This window comes from Gracilibacillus caseinilyticus, from assembly GCF_022919115.1.
Classification (GTDB): domain Bacteria; phylum Bacillota; class Bacilli; order Bacillales; family Amphibacillaceae; genus Gracilibacillus; species Gracilibacillus caseinilyticus.
Map to the genome: position 1 here is coordinate 799,794 of NZ_CP095072.1, position 18,703 is coordinate 818,496.

Here is an 18,703-nt window from a genome sequence, read left to right on the forward strand (position 1 = left end):
ATGACAAGTTTCTTCCCCTCCAATTAACAACACGTAATTCGTGTTCCTTTTTCCTCTAATTCTTTTAATTTATGATTTTGATTAGGTAGTTGATTAAGAATTTGTTCGACAAAAGGGTAATACTCATTATTTTTGTTCAGCGAATAAAAGATCCACTGACCTCTCCTTTCTTCTTTAACTAATCCAACATCTCTTAATTTCCGAAGGTGCTGACTGATCGATGGCTGACTTGTATGAAAAATCTCTACAAGTTCACATACGCAACAATCATTATTTTCCAACAGTTTCAACATTGTCAAACGAGTTTTATCACCTAACAGTTTCAAAATCATTGCCGCTTTTTCCATCTCAATCGTTGTTTTTAACATGTTAAAACACCTCTTTTTCTTTTCGTATATAACTATATAATGATTTGCTTATATGTTCAATAAAAAAAGCTTAATTTAGCTTTTTTTACTCGCAAGCATATCCTATTGACGTGGTGCAAACAACATAATAGAAACACCAATTAAACAGATGCCAGCACCTATCCAATCATATAAGTCAGGTGCTTTTTTATCAACCCCCCACCCCCACAACACAGATAAGATAATAAAAACCCCACCATATGCAGCATACACTCTACCAAATGAGGGAAAGCTTTGGAATGTTGCAATCACACCATATAAAGCTAACGCTAATCCTCCTCCTAACCCCCAGTAAACAGGCTTTCCTTCTCGTAACCATAACCAAATTAAATATCCTCCACCAATTTCAGCTATCCCTGCAAAAATGAATAAAAATAAGGCGCTAATTTCTATCACTTCCCAACATGCTATATTCCCATTACACCATCAACTGTAAAACGTACCCTCCAATAACACCTATTATCACAATTAACCAAGCTGGTATTTTCCAAATCGTTAACAATCCAAATAATAGAATACCTAATGCGAAGTCAGTTGTATCAAATATAGAACTACTTATTACCGGGTCATAAAATGCTGCTAACAAGATCCCTACAACACTAGCATTTACCCCCATTAATATTCCTTGGAAGCTTGCGTGTTTACGTAGTTCATTTAAAAACGGCAGAGCTGCAACAATAAGTAGGAAAGAGGGCAGAAATATTGCAATTGTGACTATGATAGCTCCTGCTATTCCTTCCATCATAGTCCCAAGATAACTAGCAAACGTAAATAACGGTCCAGGTACAGCCTGCGCCATTCCATACCCAGCTAAAAATTCATTAGCCGTTATTAAGCCATTAGGTACTACTTCTCGTTCAATCATTGGTAATACGACATGTCCACCTCCAAATACCAATGAGCCAACTCTATAGAAGATATCAAAAAGATTAAGATATGGATTATTTGATAGTCTATTTAACAAAGGTAAAATAACAAGTAAACTAATAAGGACTGCTAAGGAAGTCAAACCAATTCTTTTGGGAATAGTAATTGCAATAGGCTGTACATTTGATTCCGCTTTTTCTTTAAAGAAAGATAGCCCTAATAAGCCAGCACCTAAAATAATTAATATCTGCATCCATGCTGATGGGTACATTAACATGATGACAGCAGCAACTACAGCTATAGTTAAACGCGATTTATCAGGTGTTAATTTCTTACCTAATCCTATTAACGCATGCAGGACAACAGCTGCAGCAACTATCTTTAAACTATGGATGAAACCTGCCTCTTCTAAAGAAAAAGTTTGGTACATCAATGCAAATATGATCAACACCATAATAGATGGTACGGTAAACCCGAACCAGGAAATAACCCCCCCGAGAATACCTCCCCGTAACATACCAATTGATATACCAACCTGGCTACTCGCAGGACCAGGAAGGAATTGACAAACAGCTATTATATCCGCATATGTTCTATCGTCTAACCATTTTCGACGATCGATGTATTCGTCTTTGAAATAGGCTAAATGAGCAACCGGTCCTCCAAAAGAGGTCAAACCTAATTTTGTAGAAGATAATAAAATTTCCATCAAAATTTTAAATCTACTTTTTTGATTAGACATTGTTTGGCATCTCCTTTTTCTAATTTATTTCTTTAAATAACTCATAGGCTTTTTCTCTTGCCTCTATAAGAACTTCATTTCCTTTATTTGTAGTGGAGTAGTACTTTCTGATTTTTCCCTCTATATTTCTTTCTTCCTTTTCTAAGAGTCCATCTTTATCCATAGAATGTAATATTGGGTAAAGAGTACCTGAACTAATGTTATAGCCATGTTCTTTTAGCTCATCCGCCATCCATACACCATAAATGGGATCTTCCTTTGCATGATGTAAAATATGAATGTGAATAAATCCGAGGAACAGTTTTCGCAATACTTTATCTTCCAACCTATCACCTCCGCCTAGTCATATACACTTTCGATATCTAAGTTCGATATCGAAAGTGTATATGATGTGTGCTTCCATCTCAAGATACTGATTAAAAACTTTACAAAATCGGTTCTGCGTCAAATGTTGGGGTAGGAATCTTTGCTCCTATCCCTTAACCAACTTGAAAATCTAGGTTTTTAAATTGATGATGCAGTAATACACGTAACCTTAATCGATCGTATCGTTTAAAGCCAAATGCATTACGTTTAATAACCTTTGTTTGGTTATTTAGGCCCTCCACAAATCCAGTGTTGTAGTCAAAGGCAAAACTATTTAAAACTTCTGCTTGCCAGTTCTTGAGTGTACCAGCGGCTTTGATGAACTCATCTAGTCCTGCTTTTTCTACCTGTTTGTAATAGTTATACGGTCCTTGTTTTACTTCACCTAAATCTTTTGTTCCAACCTTTTTCGCTCCTTCAAACCAGGAGCGGAATGCTTCCTTTAAACCATAGGCCTGTCGTAAATCCTCCGACAAGCCTAAATATCTGTCTAAATACCAGTGTTGCTTACTACTCAGTTCTTCATATCGTTTATAAAAAATGTGTTTCATACGCTTGCACTTTTTGCGGTCGTAATCATGGAATTCTTTTTGAACACGTCTTCTCACTCGTTCTAAAGCCCAATAAATATACCGACAAAAGTGGAAGCGATCTGCAATGATGATGGGGTTCCGCAAAGCCTTTTGAACTGCTGACTTAAAGCTTTAGCTCATATCCATGACAACCATCTTTACTTGAGATCCTTTTTTAGCTAAGTACTTTTTAATCGTACGTACAGAGCGATTCGGTAATATATCAAGCGGGACACCTGTTTCTCCATTTGCGATGATTACTTGGTATTTACCTTCTGTTGTATCCCCTTTATATTCATCGATAGCTATTACTGGTGGTAACGTGTCCACTTCTTTTAAACTAGTAGCTGCTAGTTGATCAAATCGACGAATAGCTGTTGTTTGAGAAGTTCTGAACTGACCAGCAGTATCTTTAAAGTTTTTCCCCTGGATAACACGAAGCCCTAGGGCTTGATTCCATTCCTTTGAATGTCTTTGATATCGCCCTACAACTTGGTTTTTCTCAGGAAACCTCTTTCCACAAGTACAAACGTATCTTCGCTTCCTATAAAACAGATAAGATGTTCGTTCAAAGAGCTTTAAGTGTTGTACCTTTTGTATTCTATAGTCATGGACGTGGCTTGTTCTTTCCCCACAAGCAGGACAACGGTGTTTCTTAACAGGCAACTTTATATGTAAGTAAAAGTCCCCCTCCAACTCCTCCATCTTAGTAACAATAACACTTTCTAATCCTGGTAAATTCATGTTAAACTGCATGTACACGCATCTCCTATCCCTTTGGTTTGTTTCTAGTCCATTCAAGTGTAAAGGATATAGGAGCTTGCGTGTTTTATTATGCTTAATTTTTTCAAACCCCAACATATATAATAGAGCCACAAAATCTTAACAAATGGCAATTGCTATATCTTACCTGATCATAAAAAACGTCTAAACTTAGATGAAGTTTAGACGTTTTTTAATTTGGTATCCACTATTTACTTATTGGTTATCTACTTTCACTAACAATTTCCCAATATTATTCCCTTCGAATAAATCAAGGAATGCATCTGGAATATTGTCGAAACCTTCTTTTATCGTTTCTTCATATTTTAACTTACCTTCTTGAAGCCATTGTGCAAGTGCTTCAGATCCTTCTGGAAATCGATCTGCGTAATCATATAGTGTAAAACCTTGCATACTGGCACTTTTCTTAATTAATGTCATTTGGATACGCGGACCGATGTCTTCACCTTCGATATTATATTTAGAAATAGCGCCGCATATAGAGATTCGTGCATATTTATTTAAATTAGCATGAACCGCATCGGAAATTTCACCACCAACATTATCAAAATAGACATCCACACCATTTGGACTTGCTTTAGCAATATCTTCTTCGATATTATTGGTAGTATTGTAATTGATCGCTTCATCAAAGCCTAATTCTTCTTTCAAGTACCGATTTTTTTCATCCGTACCGGCAATACCAACGACACGTGCACCTTTAATTTTGGCAATTTGACCAACTACTGATCCAACAGCACCGGCCGCTCCGGAGATAACTACGGTTTCTCCTTCTTTAGGCTTACCAATATCAAGTAATCCGAAGTATGCTGTTAAACCAGTCATACCTAGAATTCCTAAATGAGTAGAAATAGGCGCAATATCTTTATCGATTGTTCGAATTTCGTCTTCTTTTGCCGTATAGTACGTTTGCCAGCCATATTGGCCAAGAACAATATCACCTTGCGCAAATTGGTTGGAATTAGATTCGACTACTTCACCAATTGTGCCGCCACCAAGCACATCATTCAATTCATACGGCGCTACATAGGATGGTGCATCAATCATTCTGCCACGCATGTACGGATCTACGGAAACATATATCGTACGAACTAATACTTCTCCATTTTCCGGCTGTTTAATATCAGTTTCTACAAATTTAAATGTATCTTGATCAGGAGTTCCTACTGGTCGTTTTGCTAATAGTATTTGTTTGTTTTTCGTCATGTTTATCACTCCTATTATTGACATATTTGTTTCACTTACTAAAAGTAACAAAAATAATACGTAAAATAAAGCAAACTGCTCACTCCATTATCTTACTGATAAATACTTACTTGGTGCATCTACCGCGCAAGCAGGAATATTAATGGATAAATAACTACTCCTTTTCTTCCCCCCTCTAAACTCATACCAAACTATCCTCCAAAATAAAAAAACCGGGATAGCCCATCCGGTCCTAACTAACAAAATAATATACAACTACCTATAATATGGATTATGTCAACTAGCCTAGAAGTCATTTTGACATCCACTTCGCGTCCTGTGGGGCATATATTTCCGGAGCGGTCTCTCAGCACATTAACAATTTCAAAATTATCATACAGCTAGCTAACATAATCCGTTTTATAAGTACCAACACTTCTTTTATTTTCTCAATCTTAAGTGAAAGTTTTTATGATTCGGCTTTAATAAGGTAATTATATATTTTTTTCTTATAAGAATTAGCGCTTGACTGTTTATCACAATCAAACGCTATTCTGCGTATATACTATACTTGCTGCTTAAATTGCTTAGGAGTAACACCAACCGCTTTGCGAAATGCTGTACTGAAGTAATGCTGTGAGTCATAGCCCACTTGCTCGGCTATCTCTCTGATATTATAATCCGTGGTCTTTAATAAATCCTTGGCTGCCTGCAGTCTCATTTTTGTTAAAATTTGCACGTAAGAAACGCCTAATTCCTGTTTAATCGTTTTACTTAAGTAGACCGATGATACATGAAGTATATTCGCCACTTCTTCTAACGTCAGATGCGGATCTTGGTAATGCTCCCGTATATAGGCCAAGGCGTCTTTAACCAGTGGCGATGATTTCACTCGCTGGTTTAGTGACTGCTTTGCCTGATGATAGATAGTAGTAACATCGACAGCTGAGATCGTTGTTAAATAGCCAAAAAGATGTTGCCCCAATTCCTCCAATATGACGTTCTCTATTTCCACGACTACTTGTTCAGACATCTGTTCCCACAAGAATATCGTCATCCATTGACTTTTCTCACTGTAAATCGCATAAGTATAATCCTGTAATTTGGCCTCGACGTTTTTTTGCAAATCCTCTGCCAGTGCTTGATGATTCTCTTCCTTCATGAATTGCTGGTCTATTTCTCCTTCTTGCCACTTCAGGACCAATAGTGAATGCGGGAGAGCCGTTGGCAAACGAAAGAATTGGAGCTGATGAAGGACTTCTGTTTCTGAAAGATTACTAGAAAGCCAGTCTTGAAAAAAACGATTGCGTAGATGCAGTTGATTTTTTTCGACCTGAACAGAAGCCTGTTGAAAGAATTGCTCTTCTTCCCGCTCTCGTTCTAACTGTTTCATCAGCTCGGTTAGAATTCCTGCAAGCTGATCTGGATCGACCGGCTTTAATAAATAATCCTCTACCTGCAGACGAATAGCTTCTTGCGCATAACGAAAGTCATCATAGCCGGAGATAACGACCATCCGACAATCAGGACGCTTTTCTTTAATTTTTTTCATGGCTGTTATGCCATTCATAATCGGCATATTCAAATCAATCAGCACTACATCTACTTCATTTGCCAATGCCTGTTCTACCGCTTCCTCTCCGTCCTCTGCCTCCGCAACTACTTCCATATGAAAATCAGCCCAATTGACAAAGGTACGAATGCCATCCCTAATAATAAATTCATCGTCCGCTATTAATACCTTCCATTTACTCATGATTATCCTCCTCATCAGGTGGCAGATTAATAGGCAGTAAAATCGTAACTGTTGTTCCGCTATTTTCCTCACTATCCATCTCCACACCGAAACGCCCTCCGTGTGTCAAATGAATTCTAGCTTGTACGTTTAAAATGCCATAGCCTTTCTTATTGCGGGTTTCCTCAGGGTTTTCTGTACGATCCACCGCTGCGATTAAGGCGGCTCTCATGTCATTCAATTGTACTTGTGACATCCCTTTTCCATCATCTTTAATTTGAATCCAAAGAAAATCTTCTCTCTGTTTCGCTAGAATTTCAATATGTCCCGCTCCTCTTCGCTCCTTAATACCATGATAAATAGCATTTTCAACAATTGGCTGTAGAATAAATTTTAATACAGGTACGAGCTTGATCGATTCATCTACGTCAATGTGGTAATGCAGTTTATCTCGGTATCGGGTTTTCTGTATTTTTAAATAACTATCAATGTGATCCAATTCTTCATATAATGAGATATAATCGCGACCTTTACTTAAACCAATCCGGAACAGCTTAGCAAGGGAAGCAACTACTTCAGCAACATCGTTAGCTTTTTGCTTTCGTGCCATCCATTGAATGGTATCCAGCGTATTATAGAGAAAATGCGGATTGATATTCGCCTGCAAACTACGAAACTCTGCATCTCGCTTTTGTCTTTCCTGTCGTTCGGTTAGATGCATCAGCTGATTGATCTTCATTACCATTGTATTAAAGCTTTTTCCTAACAGACCAATTTCATCTTCTCTTTTTTCCTGGTAACGAACCTTGAAGTCTCCATGCTCTGCTTTTCTCATAAATGACACAAGCTGAACAATCGGTTTCGAAATCGAATAGGAGAGAAAATAGGAAACCGGAATTCCAAATAACATAATAATAAAAATAAATGCGACTAAATAAAAGTTGATTTCTTTTAACCCAAATACCGTCTCTTCTGCTGGAAAAACCGCCATCGTAATCCAATTAACGAAAGGGGAACGCTGATAAATAAATTGTGTTTTTTCTCCATCAACCATCTTGGAAAAATCACCTGATTGCGATTCCTCAATCCAATCCAACGGGACATCCGATACGATCGGCTGATTCGGTTGAAAAATATTCTGACCATTGTCGTCCATGACCATTAAATAACCACTTTTGCCTAATGTAACATCTTGCACCTCTTCCGCAATAACACGAAGCTTCAAATCAATTAACACCACACCGTAGAGCTCATCTGTGAAAGGATCGACCACTGCTCTTACCACAGTCACGACATCATCATTGGTATAATCGACGATCGAATGCAATCGTCTGCCGTCTGGTCGACCAATCACCTTGAAAATCCCATTGTTCTCTACCGCGGCTGTATACCAGGAAGTCTTCGTCAGATCCATAATGGATGGGGCATATAATTCATTACTGACATATTCACCAGCACTATTGACTACCATAATACCCGCTACTTCCGGTGATACAGTTGTAAACGTTCGCAAAAATCGTTGAATATCATAACGAGCGTCTGCCGAATCAACCGGTCTATCGGAACTGCCGATGAATCCTGCCACATCCTCATTATTGGCTATCATGTACGAGTAGCTTTGCAGATTACTAATATAGAACTCAAATGACTCGTTGACTTTATCAATTAATTGCAAGGTATTGTCCGTAACCTGCTCTTCCATAACCCTTTCAACCGTCCAGCTGATAAATAGTCCAAGACAAATAATTGGCAAAATACTAATTAACAAAAAATGTGAAATTAATTTATACCGTATAGGAAAATTATTGATTTGCGTCCACCGTTTCACAAGCACCCATCCATTTCTATGCTGCAGCCGTTATTCTGCCGGGTAATAATCACTAACATTTTCCTTCGTTACGACTGTGACACCTGTATCCATATATCGAGGCAGCTTCATTTCGCTCTGCACATCCCCGGCTAAGTCATGCTGAAGGTGAAATAAGAACTGTAACGACCAATAGCCCATCTCCCAAGTACCTTGTGCCATCGTAGCAGATATCACCCCTTCTTCAATCATATCGAGCGTGCCTTTATCGGTGTCAAAACTGATAATATGCATTTGACCTTTTTTGTCTTGATCCAATACAGCCTTGCCGACTCCAACACCTCCGTTCGCTTCCGACGCAAATATTCCTTGCAGTCCCGGATATTCCCGCATCAAATCTTCAGAAACCTCTTTCGATATCATTTGGTCACCACGCCCATCTTTCACCGCTACTACAGTCATATTGGGATATTCTTTCGCAATCGTATCCCGAAAACCTTGCGTGCGTTCCTGGTGATTTAACTGATTCGGATGCGTAATAATACCGACATCACCTTCTTCTTGCAATAATTCCGCCATTTTGTGAGCAGCCGTTACACCCGCATAATAATTATCCGTTCCTAAGAAAGCATAGGCTTTACTCTCCGGTGCATCGGCATCAAACATAACAACAGGAATGCCCGTCTCTACCGCCTGATCAATCACTGGATTCAATGCCTCGGGATCCATCGTAGAAACAGCAATTCCGGAAGGATTCTTGGCAATAACCTGCTCTAAAACCGTAATCTCTTCGTTTACGTCATATTGCGTCGCCCCTCGGTATTCCACGGAGACATTTAAAGCTTCCGCTGAATCTTCAAATCCTTTTAAGGCTCTCTTCCAATAATCTATTCCTGCCTGAAAAGTAACCATGACATATGTTTCATCCATAGTCCCGCGCAATTCATGCTCCGACCAATCATTGCTTGTTGTTTCACTCGTCTGATATTGATAAACATACAAGACAAATAAACCAATTAATATAATGTAAACAACGAGTAGTTTCTTCAAATTGTAACCCCTTTCAAATTTGCACAACTATATTCCTTCAACAGATTGTCTGTTGAAGGAATAGAACGAAATGAATCTGTTTTTCTGATTCGTTTGTACCAAAATTGTATAGGAAGTAACAGGAAGATTCAATCTTTTTTTGTGACATAGATAACAACTCTTGTACTAATATATGAGGACTCAGAGCCTGTATTACGCTTTAGCAATGATTATATCGAAATCAATGGTGATAGATTGATACGACTTTTTCATCTTTTTGCCCCACGTTAAAGGAGTCATGTTCCAAAGTGCTGTATGTAAATCGCTCGGTACTTCCCATGTATACTGAATCGTTTCTACTTGAATGTGATCAAACTGTTTTCGACAATTATTGATTACTTCAGTATTGGAGTAATGCTGACTATCCTGTTGCATCACTTGTTCCCTGATTTCTTTTAAATAATCAGCGCGTGGGATGACTTTTATTAACATGCCATTATCCGCTAATAACCGCTTAAATTCCTGATAATTTGCAGGCGACAAAATATTTAATATGATATCAAATTTGCCACCTTGAAAAGGACTTTGCGCTAAATCCGCTACGGCCCAAATCATGTCTGGATGATATTTAGCAGCAGTCAGAATACCGTCTTTGGCAATATCGATACCCACAGCCACTAGGTCGCGATCTGATCGTTGCTGAATTTGCTGTAGATGTGATCCTTCTCCACAACCAACATCCAACATATTCGTTGATTTATCAGCACCTGAAGTAAGAATGTTGACGATTTTTTGGTGAAGCAAGTCATACATTCCGCTCTGAATAACCTGATAACGCGCTTCAAAAAGCTGTTTGTCATAATCCTTCGGAGAGGCCTTCGAAAAGAAATTGACATAGCCTTTTTTCGCTAAGTCAAATTGGTGATTAGAGGTACAAATTACAGAGGTATCCTTTATCGTAACTGCTTCTTTACAAATCGGGCATTGAAAAAGAGATCGGTGCTTACCTATTAAATGTGCTGCTCGTTCGATTTTCTTCATAGTCGTACTCCATTTTTTCTTATATCGTATCTTGAATCCGAAGGAAATGCAAATGCAGATAGATATGGTTAGGTAAAGCGCTTTGTAACTTCGTTTACCCGATTGACGAAGCGAGTGTGTGCTGCTAATATCTTTTATGTTCAATATTAACTTACTACAGAGGTGAAAGAGCGTTTTAACTTCTTTCATCATTTATAAAAGCGTATAATAATGTTTATATAACCGAGGAAGCATACTTTGAAGTGATAACATTTTTGGAGCCTTACAGATACCGTTCAATATGCTACCTCTTACATCTATTGTAGAGTCCAAACATTAGCGCATGCCAACCACATAGACTCCCGTGCACCGCAGGACGCGTAGTGGTTGGCCGGAGCAGTCTCCCAGAACATTTACAATTTCAAAATCACCACTAAGCTCGTTAACATAATACGTATTATAAGAACCTAAACTTTTATTTTCTTAATCTTAAGTTAAAATTTTGCTTTCTTAACTTATGAAAAATACGTAATTGTGTATAAAGTCCCATCCTAATAAAGAGACGGGGTGGACCATTCAGCCTCTGACTAACTTATTTCGTGTATAATTAGAATACAGTTCCACAATTAATATCAACACAACCAATCCGATTAAAATCGAACCTACTTCATTCCAGCGATAGGCGTTCATCGCAAATATTAATGGCGCACCAATACCGCCCGCTGCTACTAAACCGAGAATCGATGCTTCACGAAGGTTCATATCAAAACGATAAATGATGACCGATAAAAATATCGCAAACAGCTGTGGTACGATACCGAAACGAATCTTTTCAAAGGTTGTACATCCAATCGACGTCATCGATTCAAAAATACTCGTATCCAAATCTTCGATCGCATCGACGAATAATTTAGCAAGCATTCCCACCGAAATCAAGCCGATTGTTAATACACCTGCAAAAGGACCAGGCCCTGTCACACGAATAAACATCAGCCCATATACTAACGAAGGTACCGTCCGGATGCCAATAAGCAGCAGTCTTGTTAAGTATGCTAATGGTTTTGGTACGACATTCGATGCAGACAAAAATGCTAACGGTATCGCTAGAATAGCTCCAATAATCGTACCTAAAAAGGCAATCGCGATTGTTTCCACTAATAAATATAATACTCCTTGCTTGGTGAAATTAATAAGTAAATCCAAATCCGGTGTGACAATCCCAGTCAAAATGCTCTGCGCAATTGACCAGCCGCTTTCCTCCATATTCTCGATATTCACTGCAGTTAAAGACCATAGAAATAATGCTACGATCATTCCTGTTATCACAAACAGGTACGTTTTATTTCTTGGTGCTGCATATAATTGCTTCTCAATCACATTCATGATAAGTCAGGCCTTTCATATCAACTTTTTCCTAAAATGCTCACTAATGGTTTCAATAAAAAATACGGTAATGGCTAACATCAATAACACCATACCTACACTGGCATAATCACGCCATCCCAGTCCTTCATCCAACAACAATCCGATACCTCCGGCTCCAACATACCCAAGAATGGCTGCATAACGGACATTCCCTTCGAAACAAAACATCGAAGTTGACAAAAAGTTCGGGAGTACTTGTGGGAATATCGCATAGCGAAAAGCCTGTATCCGATTCATTCCTATGGACTCCATCGCTTCAAATGCATTCATACTAGCATTTTCAATTTGTTCATATAGTAACTTTCCGACATAAGAAAGGGTGAATAAAAAGATTGCTACCGTCCCTGCTAACGTTCCTAAACCAAAAATAAAGGTTGCAATAAGCGCCGTCACTAGTGTAGGCATTGTTCGTAAAACACTAAGAACGAACCTGGCAATCATCACTACCATTTTGGATTCGACGATGTTGGAAGCAGCTAAGTAGGCTGCTGGTACCGCAACAAGCGAACCAATCACAGATCCAAGCAGTGACATCTTAATTGTATCCATCAGTGGCTTCCAAATATTCGGGAGGTATTCCCATTTCGGCGGAATCATAGCTACCACAATATCAAAGAATTTGTCTCCACTTTGAAGCAAAACTAAAAATTCAAATCCGGTAAATTTTACAGATAGATAGGTTGATACGATAACAATTAGTACAGTGAGAGGTGTACGTGACCGCTTCTCCATAATGATCTTCCCATTAGGCAGTATGATTTCTTTCGGTGGAAAAACTTTATCAAACATAAGCACCTTCCTCATACGCTTCCGTTGTCACATCTTCCTTTCCGCCTTTATAAATATAATCTAATATGTCGTCCGTCACTTCCTGAGAAGGACCATCATAAACAATTTGACCTTCCCTGACACCAATAATCCGATCCGCATATTCCAATGCCACTTCAACATGGTGAATATTCATAATTACCGATAGATCCATCTGTTGATTGATCCGCTTAAAATCGTCCATAACTTGCTGTGACGTAACAGGGTCTAATGAAGCAATCGGTTCATCAGCCAACATTATATAAGGATTTTGCGCTAACGTTCTGGCCAAGGCCACCCGCTGTTGCTGACCACCAGAAAGCTGATCAACTCGCACATATGCTTTATCCAGTATGCCTACTTGATCAAGTGCTGTTAACGCCTTTAATTTCAATTCTTTCGAAAATATTCCGGTCAGCTTTCTCCACAAGGGTAATTCCGGTACAAAGGATACCAGTACGTTTTTTAAAACTGTTGCTCGCGTAACCAAATTGAAGGATTGAAAAATCATTCCGATTCGCCGACGGAACTTGCGAATCTCTTTACCACGCAAATGACCAACTTCGATTCCATCGACAACGAGTGAGCCAGAGGTAATATCGTGCATGCGATTAATACAACGAATCAGCGTCGATTTTCCTGCACCAGATAAGCCAATGACCGCAACAAATTCCCCTTTATCAATCTTCAAATTAACATTCTGTAATGCTTTCACGCCTTTACCATATGTCTTATCTACATCGATAAATTCTATCATTTTCTATCGCCATCCTTGTTAGAAAAACTCGGCATTCGCCTCGTCTTATAGCGAGTGCCGTAGTTTTTCTTATACTTGGTACACTTTAAATTTTCACTACGTCGAGCTGCTTTATTGCTAAAATTTTGTGCTTTCTTAACGTGTAAAAAATGGAGCTGTCCAAAAAGGTCAACCAAATTGATGATTAATCAACCTGCCTCCTGCAAGTCATTCGCATTTTCTCATTGCTCATCATTGGCTTCATCCCTTTTTGAAACAACCCCATTTAAGCTTATTCCTGATAAGTTGTATTGCAGCTTAATTTAAAGACTGCACCATTTCCTGCGCTTCCCGTTCTTTATCATAATCAGCATCAGAAGCTTTTTGGTAACCCTCGTGGTTATATATAGAGATAACTTCTTTACCTTCTTCTGTTTCAGCAATATTTAGAAAGGCTTGCTGGATTGCTGTTTTTAAGTCCTCATCCATAATCTCAGAGTTTTTGCTTACACTGATCGTGTCGTTATAAATACCAGAAGTAACACCGATGACATTCGTTTCATCCCAGATGGTACCTTCACGATTAAAATCTGATTGCCATGTATCTGCATTATCACGGCGAGCATCTGCATAGGTTACCATCACATCAATGTCTTTTTGAGCTAAACGAGCAAAGGCACTACCATATGAATCCACCTTTACTTTGTTCGATAAATCAGTAATCGTTTTATCAAAATTATCCTTCAGCCATAGTGCTGGATAAATATATCCTGCAGGAGAAGAAGTAGACATCACCGCCCATGATGCACTGTCAATATCTTCAAAGGTTAATTCTTCACCACTGTTTACCTTCTCTGCTAATTCCTGACCTTTCTCCGACGGACCTGCAATCATTAATGCACGATAATAGGTAACCTGTTCATCACTTGCTTCTGTTGGTTTATTATCATTCCAGTCCTTCGCATTGTCAGAATCATTGGTTAAACCAGCACGTGTAGAAGTCAGAAGTACCTCTGCACCATCATCATAAAGGACATATGTACCACCAGGGATAAATCCAATATCAGTAGTGCCTGCAGATAATGCCTCTCCAACTGCTTCATAGCTTGTCCCAACTGATATCTCAACATTTCCAATATCATAGCCTAAGTTTGCCATTTCTTCTTTTAGCAATTCTTTTAACGGCTCTGTAGCTGTTGTAATTTCGTCCGGTTCACGTGAAGGTACAAAGCTGATAGACAATTCATCAATGGCTTTATTGCTTTCTTCTTCTGATGCCGAAGATTCATTCTCTGTTTCACTTGCTTCTGCTTCGTTTTCTGTTGAACCATCTGTATTTCCTTCTTCCGATTCTCCACAAGCAATTAACATTACTGCTAATAGTGCCATAACTAATAACAACCATAATTTTTTCAACATAGTTGTCCCCTTTCAAAATATATAAGATGTAGAACCTATCTCTGAGTCTAGAGCATTACTGTTAAGACAGAATGAAAATAATGTAAATTTTCTTTAACTTTTGGAGTAATACGCATAAAAATGGAGACGAAACATAGCAAAATTTGCGTATACTTAGAAAAAAACGAGGAAGCTCACCCGGTCCTAACTAACATAAATAATATACAACTACCTATAATATGGATTATGTTAACTAGCGTTGAAGTCATTTTGAAATGTTTAGTGTGCTGGCATACCGCTTCGTCCAACCACTTCGCGTCCTGCGGGGCACGGCTGAAGCTAACTTTGTGAAGAAGAACGCTTCACAAAGTGGATCTTCAGCACCTGCATGTCCCGCGGGAGTCTACGTGGTTGGCCTACGCTCATGTATAGCTCCACAATGAATGCGACAGGTAGGATATGGAGCACTATCTGCTTTCATTTGATGATATACACAATGCCTAGCACGACTGCTTTTAGCTGTTCCATACGTTGTAGCACTTCTTTAAGCGTAGGAAATATGCGGAGACTCCCGTGGGATCAGCGCGAGCTGAAGATCCACTTAGGAAAGAAAAGAAATTTCTTTCCTAAGTTAGCTGAAGTCGTGCCCCACAGGACGCGGAGCATATTTCCGGAGCTTTACTAAGCAGATGAAATCTATCAAAATTACCACAATGTCAGAAAGTTCTACTTAACATAATCCATATTATAAGAAGCCAACTTATATTCGGCATTATTATTTCTATGACTGTACTTATATACTCTCTTATCTTTATGAAAAAACGACAGGCAAGATACAAATATATATTGTTCCAGTTACATGAAGCAGAGTGTTCTTCTATGCGTTAGGTTTGCAATTCAATAGTTGCTTCGGAGTATATATTTATATAAAAGAAAGCCGAACACACACGAATATTTGTGGAAAAATCGTGTGTGTTCGGCTTTTGTTACTACATTACTGATTAAGCAAGTTCCATGCTTCATTCATTAGTTATCGTGAAATCATCCATATTGATACGTTCTCCACTTGCTCCACTGACTACAATTCGAAAGCGTACCGTGTTTGTCTCATTTACTTGTAGCGCTGACACAGCTAAAGAGCTGCTACTACTGTAAGGACCCGCTACATGTGTCCAAGACGAGCCACCATTAGTCGATTTCTCTAATGACCATGTTGCTCCACTATCATTGTTAAAATTAGCATGTGATAAGCTGATGCTTTCTGCACCACTTACATCGAAGTTCATCGTGATGGAACCATTGGATCGTATACGGGCTGACTGTGCGCCGTTTTTCTTATCCGTTGATAATTTCCCTAACAAAGCATTATCAAAAGTCCATGATCCAGATTCCAACGAAACAGTTCCCTCTGCATAAGCAGCCTTATTACCAGAATCAAAGTTTTCTGTTGCACCATCAATTGGATCTCCCGGGTCCGTCGGTTCATCGTTTTCCGTATATCCATAGGAACCTTCTTCAAAGGTAGAGCGATCCCACCACTTATATCCCGGATCTGGCATATCCCATGGCTCTGACTGTGGTTCTGTGGAAGAAACGGGATTTTCCATACTTAACAAGCTTGTGGCTTGGTCAAGATTAAAATTAGATAATTGGTTGAAAGATGTATAATTTTCCTGAGTTGCTAACCAATTAATTAGATTGACGAGTAAGATATGGTTATCCTGATCATAAAATCCATCATAAGTTGTTTTCGTCCCACCAGTTTCTTCGCGCTTATATTTTGGCGTGATATCTTCGACCGGTGACGAATCACCAATTACGGCTATTTTTCCTAAACTATGCTTTCCAATTGCTACATATGGTCCTTCTGCTGTCCCACCACCATTATAGACACCTTGATCAACTGCATGGGACCAGGCTGCATTGGTATCTTCTATATAGACAATCCCTTTCGCTTTGGCAGGATCGGTAATGGCCACAGTAGAACCGGCATGCATCGTCATTGTGCCAACATTACTAGTAATATCAAATGACTGAGAAGGAGACACTATCATATCGGATTCCACGTTGCCCAGTGCATTATATCGGATCCGCATGCCGAAGTTCTCACTGAGCCAGTCAGAACTAGTTACATTTTGCATGTAAAAGGAATTCTCTTCTTCCTGACTCATCCCCAATGAAGGATCAGACCAGGCACCACGTCGGTATCCGTTAAATACTTCAGAGGAATCCCATCTATTTTTGTTTCGGTCTGCATTATAATGATCTGCTATAAAAAATATACTTCCACCTTGATCGACGTAATCTACCATTGCTTCTTGTTCCTGACTGGAAAATGGAATATTGGCTTCAGGAATAACAAAAACATCGTAATTAACTAAATCAGATAGGTCAAATCTTCCCGCTTTTCGCAATTCCTTAACATCATACCCTTCAGAAGCAATTGCATCAGCAAAATCTGAGAAAGCACCATCAATTACCCAATCAGCAGCACCTGCTGTTTGTCCATGCGTATTATCAAACAAGACAGACATTCCATTGGCTGGCCCAACTGCATCAATCTCCGGAGCAGGATCAGATGGACCTTCCGCATCGACTACCGGTGAATACACAAAGAGCAAACAAAAAACAGCAATCAACAAATGAGACAATTTTTTTAGCATTATTTTTCCTCCCATTAAACAGATTAGCTTTCACGTCTAACCTATCAAATAGATATTATGTCTATATATGGGAGTTGTTAAATTATAGTAAAGTTTATAATGTGCCTATCTATTTTAAATAATGTAAAAAGGCTAAGCATCCAACTTAGCCTTTTGGTTATTCATATTCTTTTCGAATATCCTTACTGCTTCTCACCGTATCAATATGCCGAACCATACTTTCAATTTCATTCCTTTTTCCCTCGAGAAACGGTGGTAACGAAAGCTTTTCACCTAGGGTTTCGTAAGGTTCATCTCCCATGAAGCCCGGTCCGTCTGTTGCCAATTCAAATAAAATTTGCGGCGCAACTCTGGTATATAACGATTTAAAGAAAAATCGGTCGACATATCCGGATGTCTGGAAACCGAAACGACGGTAATGCTGATCCCATTCGTGTAATGTTTCAAGATCGTCGATACGAAATGCAGCATGATGCACTGTGCCATAGCCCTGTCTTGCCAAAGGTAATTCCTTATTCTCTTCCACTATTACTTGGGCACCGTTTCCACCTTCACCAACTTCGAACAAATGGAAGCTGCCATCTTTGGCGATTTCCTTAAACAATAGCACCTTCTCCATCACTTGGCGAAAATATTTATAATCCTGGATTCGGACGGAAATTGGCCCTAATCCCGTGATTGCATATTCCAATGGTATAGGACCCTCCTGCCATGGCATTCCAGAAGCAACTCCTTCATTATTCTGATCAGAAATTAATTGATATTGCTGATCGTCAAAATCGACAAACGATAGTATTTTTTTGCCGAATTGTTCCTGAATCCCATCGTGCTCCACTTCTAAACGATCAAATCGTTTCACCCAATAGTCGAGCGCTTCATCTGATGGCACTCGAAAGGCTGTACGATAAATTTCATTAGTACCATGTGTCCCTTTTGGAATTCCAGGGAAATCGAAAAACGTCATATCGGTTCCAGGACTGCCCTGATCGTCTGCAAAAAATAAGTGATACGTTTGAATATCATCTTGATTAACGGTTTTTTTCACTAGACGCATGCCTAATACATAGGTGAAGAATTTATAATTTTCTTCCGCACTGCTCGTGATAGCTGTTACGTGATGCATGCCTTTTACGCCATTCATCCGCTCATCTCCTTCATAAA

Annotated in this window: 15 protein-coding genes and 1 pseudogene; all 16 read right to left on the reverse strand. The window is 39.0% G+C overall.

Annotated features, from left to right (window positions below; translation table 11 throughout):
* Positions 1-23: 23 nt before the first annotated feature.
* Complete coding sequence (locus MUN88_RS03855; RefSeq protein WP_244721069.1) at positions 24-368, reverse strand: ArsR/SmtB family transcription factor; 345 nt, start codon at positions 366-368, stop codon at positions 24-26.
* Between the two features lie 102 nt (positions 369-470).
* Positions 471-794, reverse strand: coding sequence for a YnfA family protein (locus MUN88_RS03860; protein ID WP_244724319.1), 324 nt, complete (start codon positions 792-794; stop codon positions 471-473).
* A gap of 31 nt (positions 795-825) precedes the next feature.
* Positions 826-2,016 (reverse strand): chromate efflux transporter, encoded by a 1,191-nt coding sequence (chrA, locus tag MUN88_RS03865; protein ID WP_244721071.1) that lies wholly within the window; start codon positions 2,014-2,016, stop codon positions 826-828.
* A gap of 19 nt (positions 2,017-2,035) precedes the next feature.
* Positions 2,036-2,341, reverse strand: a complete 306-nt coding sequence (locus MUN88_RS03870) for a PadR family transcriptional regulator (RefSeq protein ID WP_244721074.1) — start codon at positions 2,339-2,341, stop codon at positions 2,036-2,038.
* Positions 2,342-2,495: 154 nt separating this feature from the next.
* Positions 2,496-3,716, reverse strand: a pseudogene (locus tag MUN88_RS03875) (ISL3 family transposase).
* A gap of 216 nt (positions 3,717-3,932) precedes the next feature.
* Positions 3,933-4,943, reverse strand: a complete 1,011-nt coding sequence (locus MUN88_RS03880) for an NADP-dependent oxidoreductase (RefSeq protein WP_244721077.1) — start codon at positions 4,941-4,943, stop codon at positions 3,933-3,935.
* Between the two features lie 544 nt (positions 4,944-5,487).
* Positions 5,488-6,678: a response regulator transcription factor gene (locus MUN88_RS03885; RefSeq protein ID WP_244721080.1), complete on the reverse strand. Its 1,191-nt coding sequence runs from the start codon at positions 6,676-6,678 to the stop codon at positions 5,488-5,490.
* Positions 6,671-8,485: a cache domain-containing sensor histidine kinase gene (locus MUN88_RS03890; protein WP_244721083.1), complete on the reverse strand. Its 1,815-nt coding sequence runs from the start codon at positions 8,483-8,485 to the stop codon at positions 6,671-6,673. Before MUN88_RS03890 ends, MUN88_RS03885 begins: the two co-directional genes overlap by 8 nt.
* A gap of 30 nt (positions 8,486-8,515) precedes the next feature.
* Positions 8,516-9,514, reverse strand: a complete 999-nt coding sequence (locus MUN88_RS03895) for a substrate-binding domain-containing protein (RefSeq protein WP_244721086.1) — start codon at positions 9,512-9,514, stop codon at positions 8,516-8,518.
* Between the two features lie 192 nt (positions 9,515-9,706).
* Complete coding sequence (locus tag MUN88_RS03900) at positions 9,707-10,534, reverse strand: putative RNA methyltransferase (protein ID WP_244721089.1); 828 nt, start codon at positions 10,532-10,534, stop codon at positions 9,707-9,709.
* A 555-nt stretch (positions 10,535-11,089) separates the two neighbouring features.
* Positions 11,090-11,896 (reverse strand): phosphonate ABC transporter, permease protein PhnE, encoded by an 807-nt coding sequence (gene phnE, locus MUN88_RS03905; protein ID WP_244721092.1) that lies wholly within the window; start codon positions 11,894-11,896, stop codon positions 11,090-11,092.
* A 15-nt stretch (positions 11,897-11,911) separates the two neighbouring features.
* Positions 11,912-12,727 carry a phosphonate ABC transporter, permease protein PhnE gene (gene phnE, locus MUN88_RS03910; RefSeq protein WP_244721095.1) on the reverse strand — a complete coding sequence of 272 codons (816 nt, stop codon included), beginning with the start codon at positions 12,725-12,727 and terminating at the stop codon, positions 11,912-11,914.
* Positions 12,720-13,502 carry a phosphonate ABC transporter ATP-binding protein gene (gene phnC, locus MUN88_RS03915; RefSeq protein ID WP_244721099.1) on the reverse strand — a complete coding sequence of 261 codons (783 nt, stop codon included), beginning with the start codon at positions 13,500-13,502 and terminating at the stop codon, positions 12,720-12,722. The genes phnE (MUN88_RS03910) and phnC overlap by 8 nt, the downstream gene beginning before the upstream one ends.
* Before the next feature lie 297 nt (positions 13,503-13,799).
* Entirely contained in the window at positions 13,800-14,900 is a 1,101-nt protein-coding gene (locus MUN88_RS03920; protein WP_369809937.1) for a phosphate/phosphite/phosphonate ABC transporter substrate-binding protein, read from the reverse strand.
* Positions 14,901-15,898: 998 nt separating this feature from the next.
* Positions 15,899-17,542 carry a type 1 glutamine amidotransferase family protein gene (locus MUN88_RS03925; RefSeq protein WP_244721101.1) on the reverse strand — a complete coding sequence of 548 codons (1,644 nt, stop codon included), beginning with the start codon at positions 17,540-17,542 and terminating at the stop codon, positions 15,899-15,901.
* Positions 17,543-17,699: 157 nt separating this feature from the next.
* Positions 17,700-18,683 carry a ring-cleaving dioxygenase gene (locus MUN88_RS03930; protein ID WP_244721104.1) on the reverse strand — a complete coding sequence of 328 codons (984 nt, stop codon included), beginning with the start codon at positions 18,681-18,683 and terminating at the stop codon, positions 17,700-17,702.
* Positions 18,684-18,703: the final 20 nt, after the last annotated feature.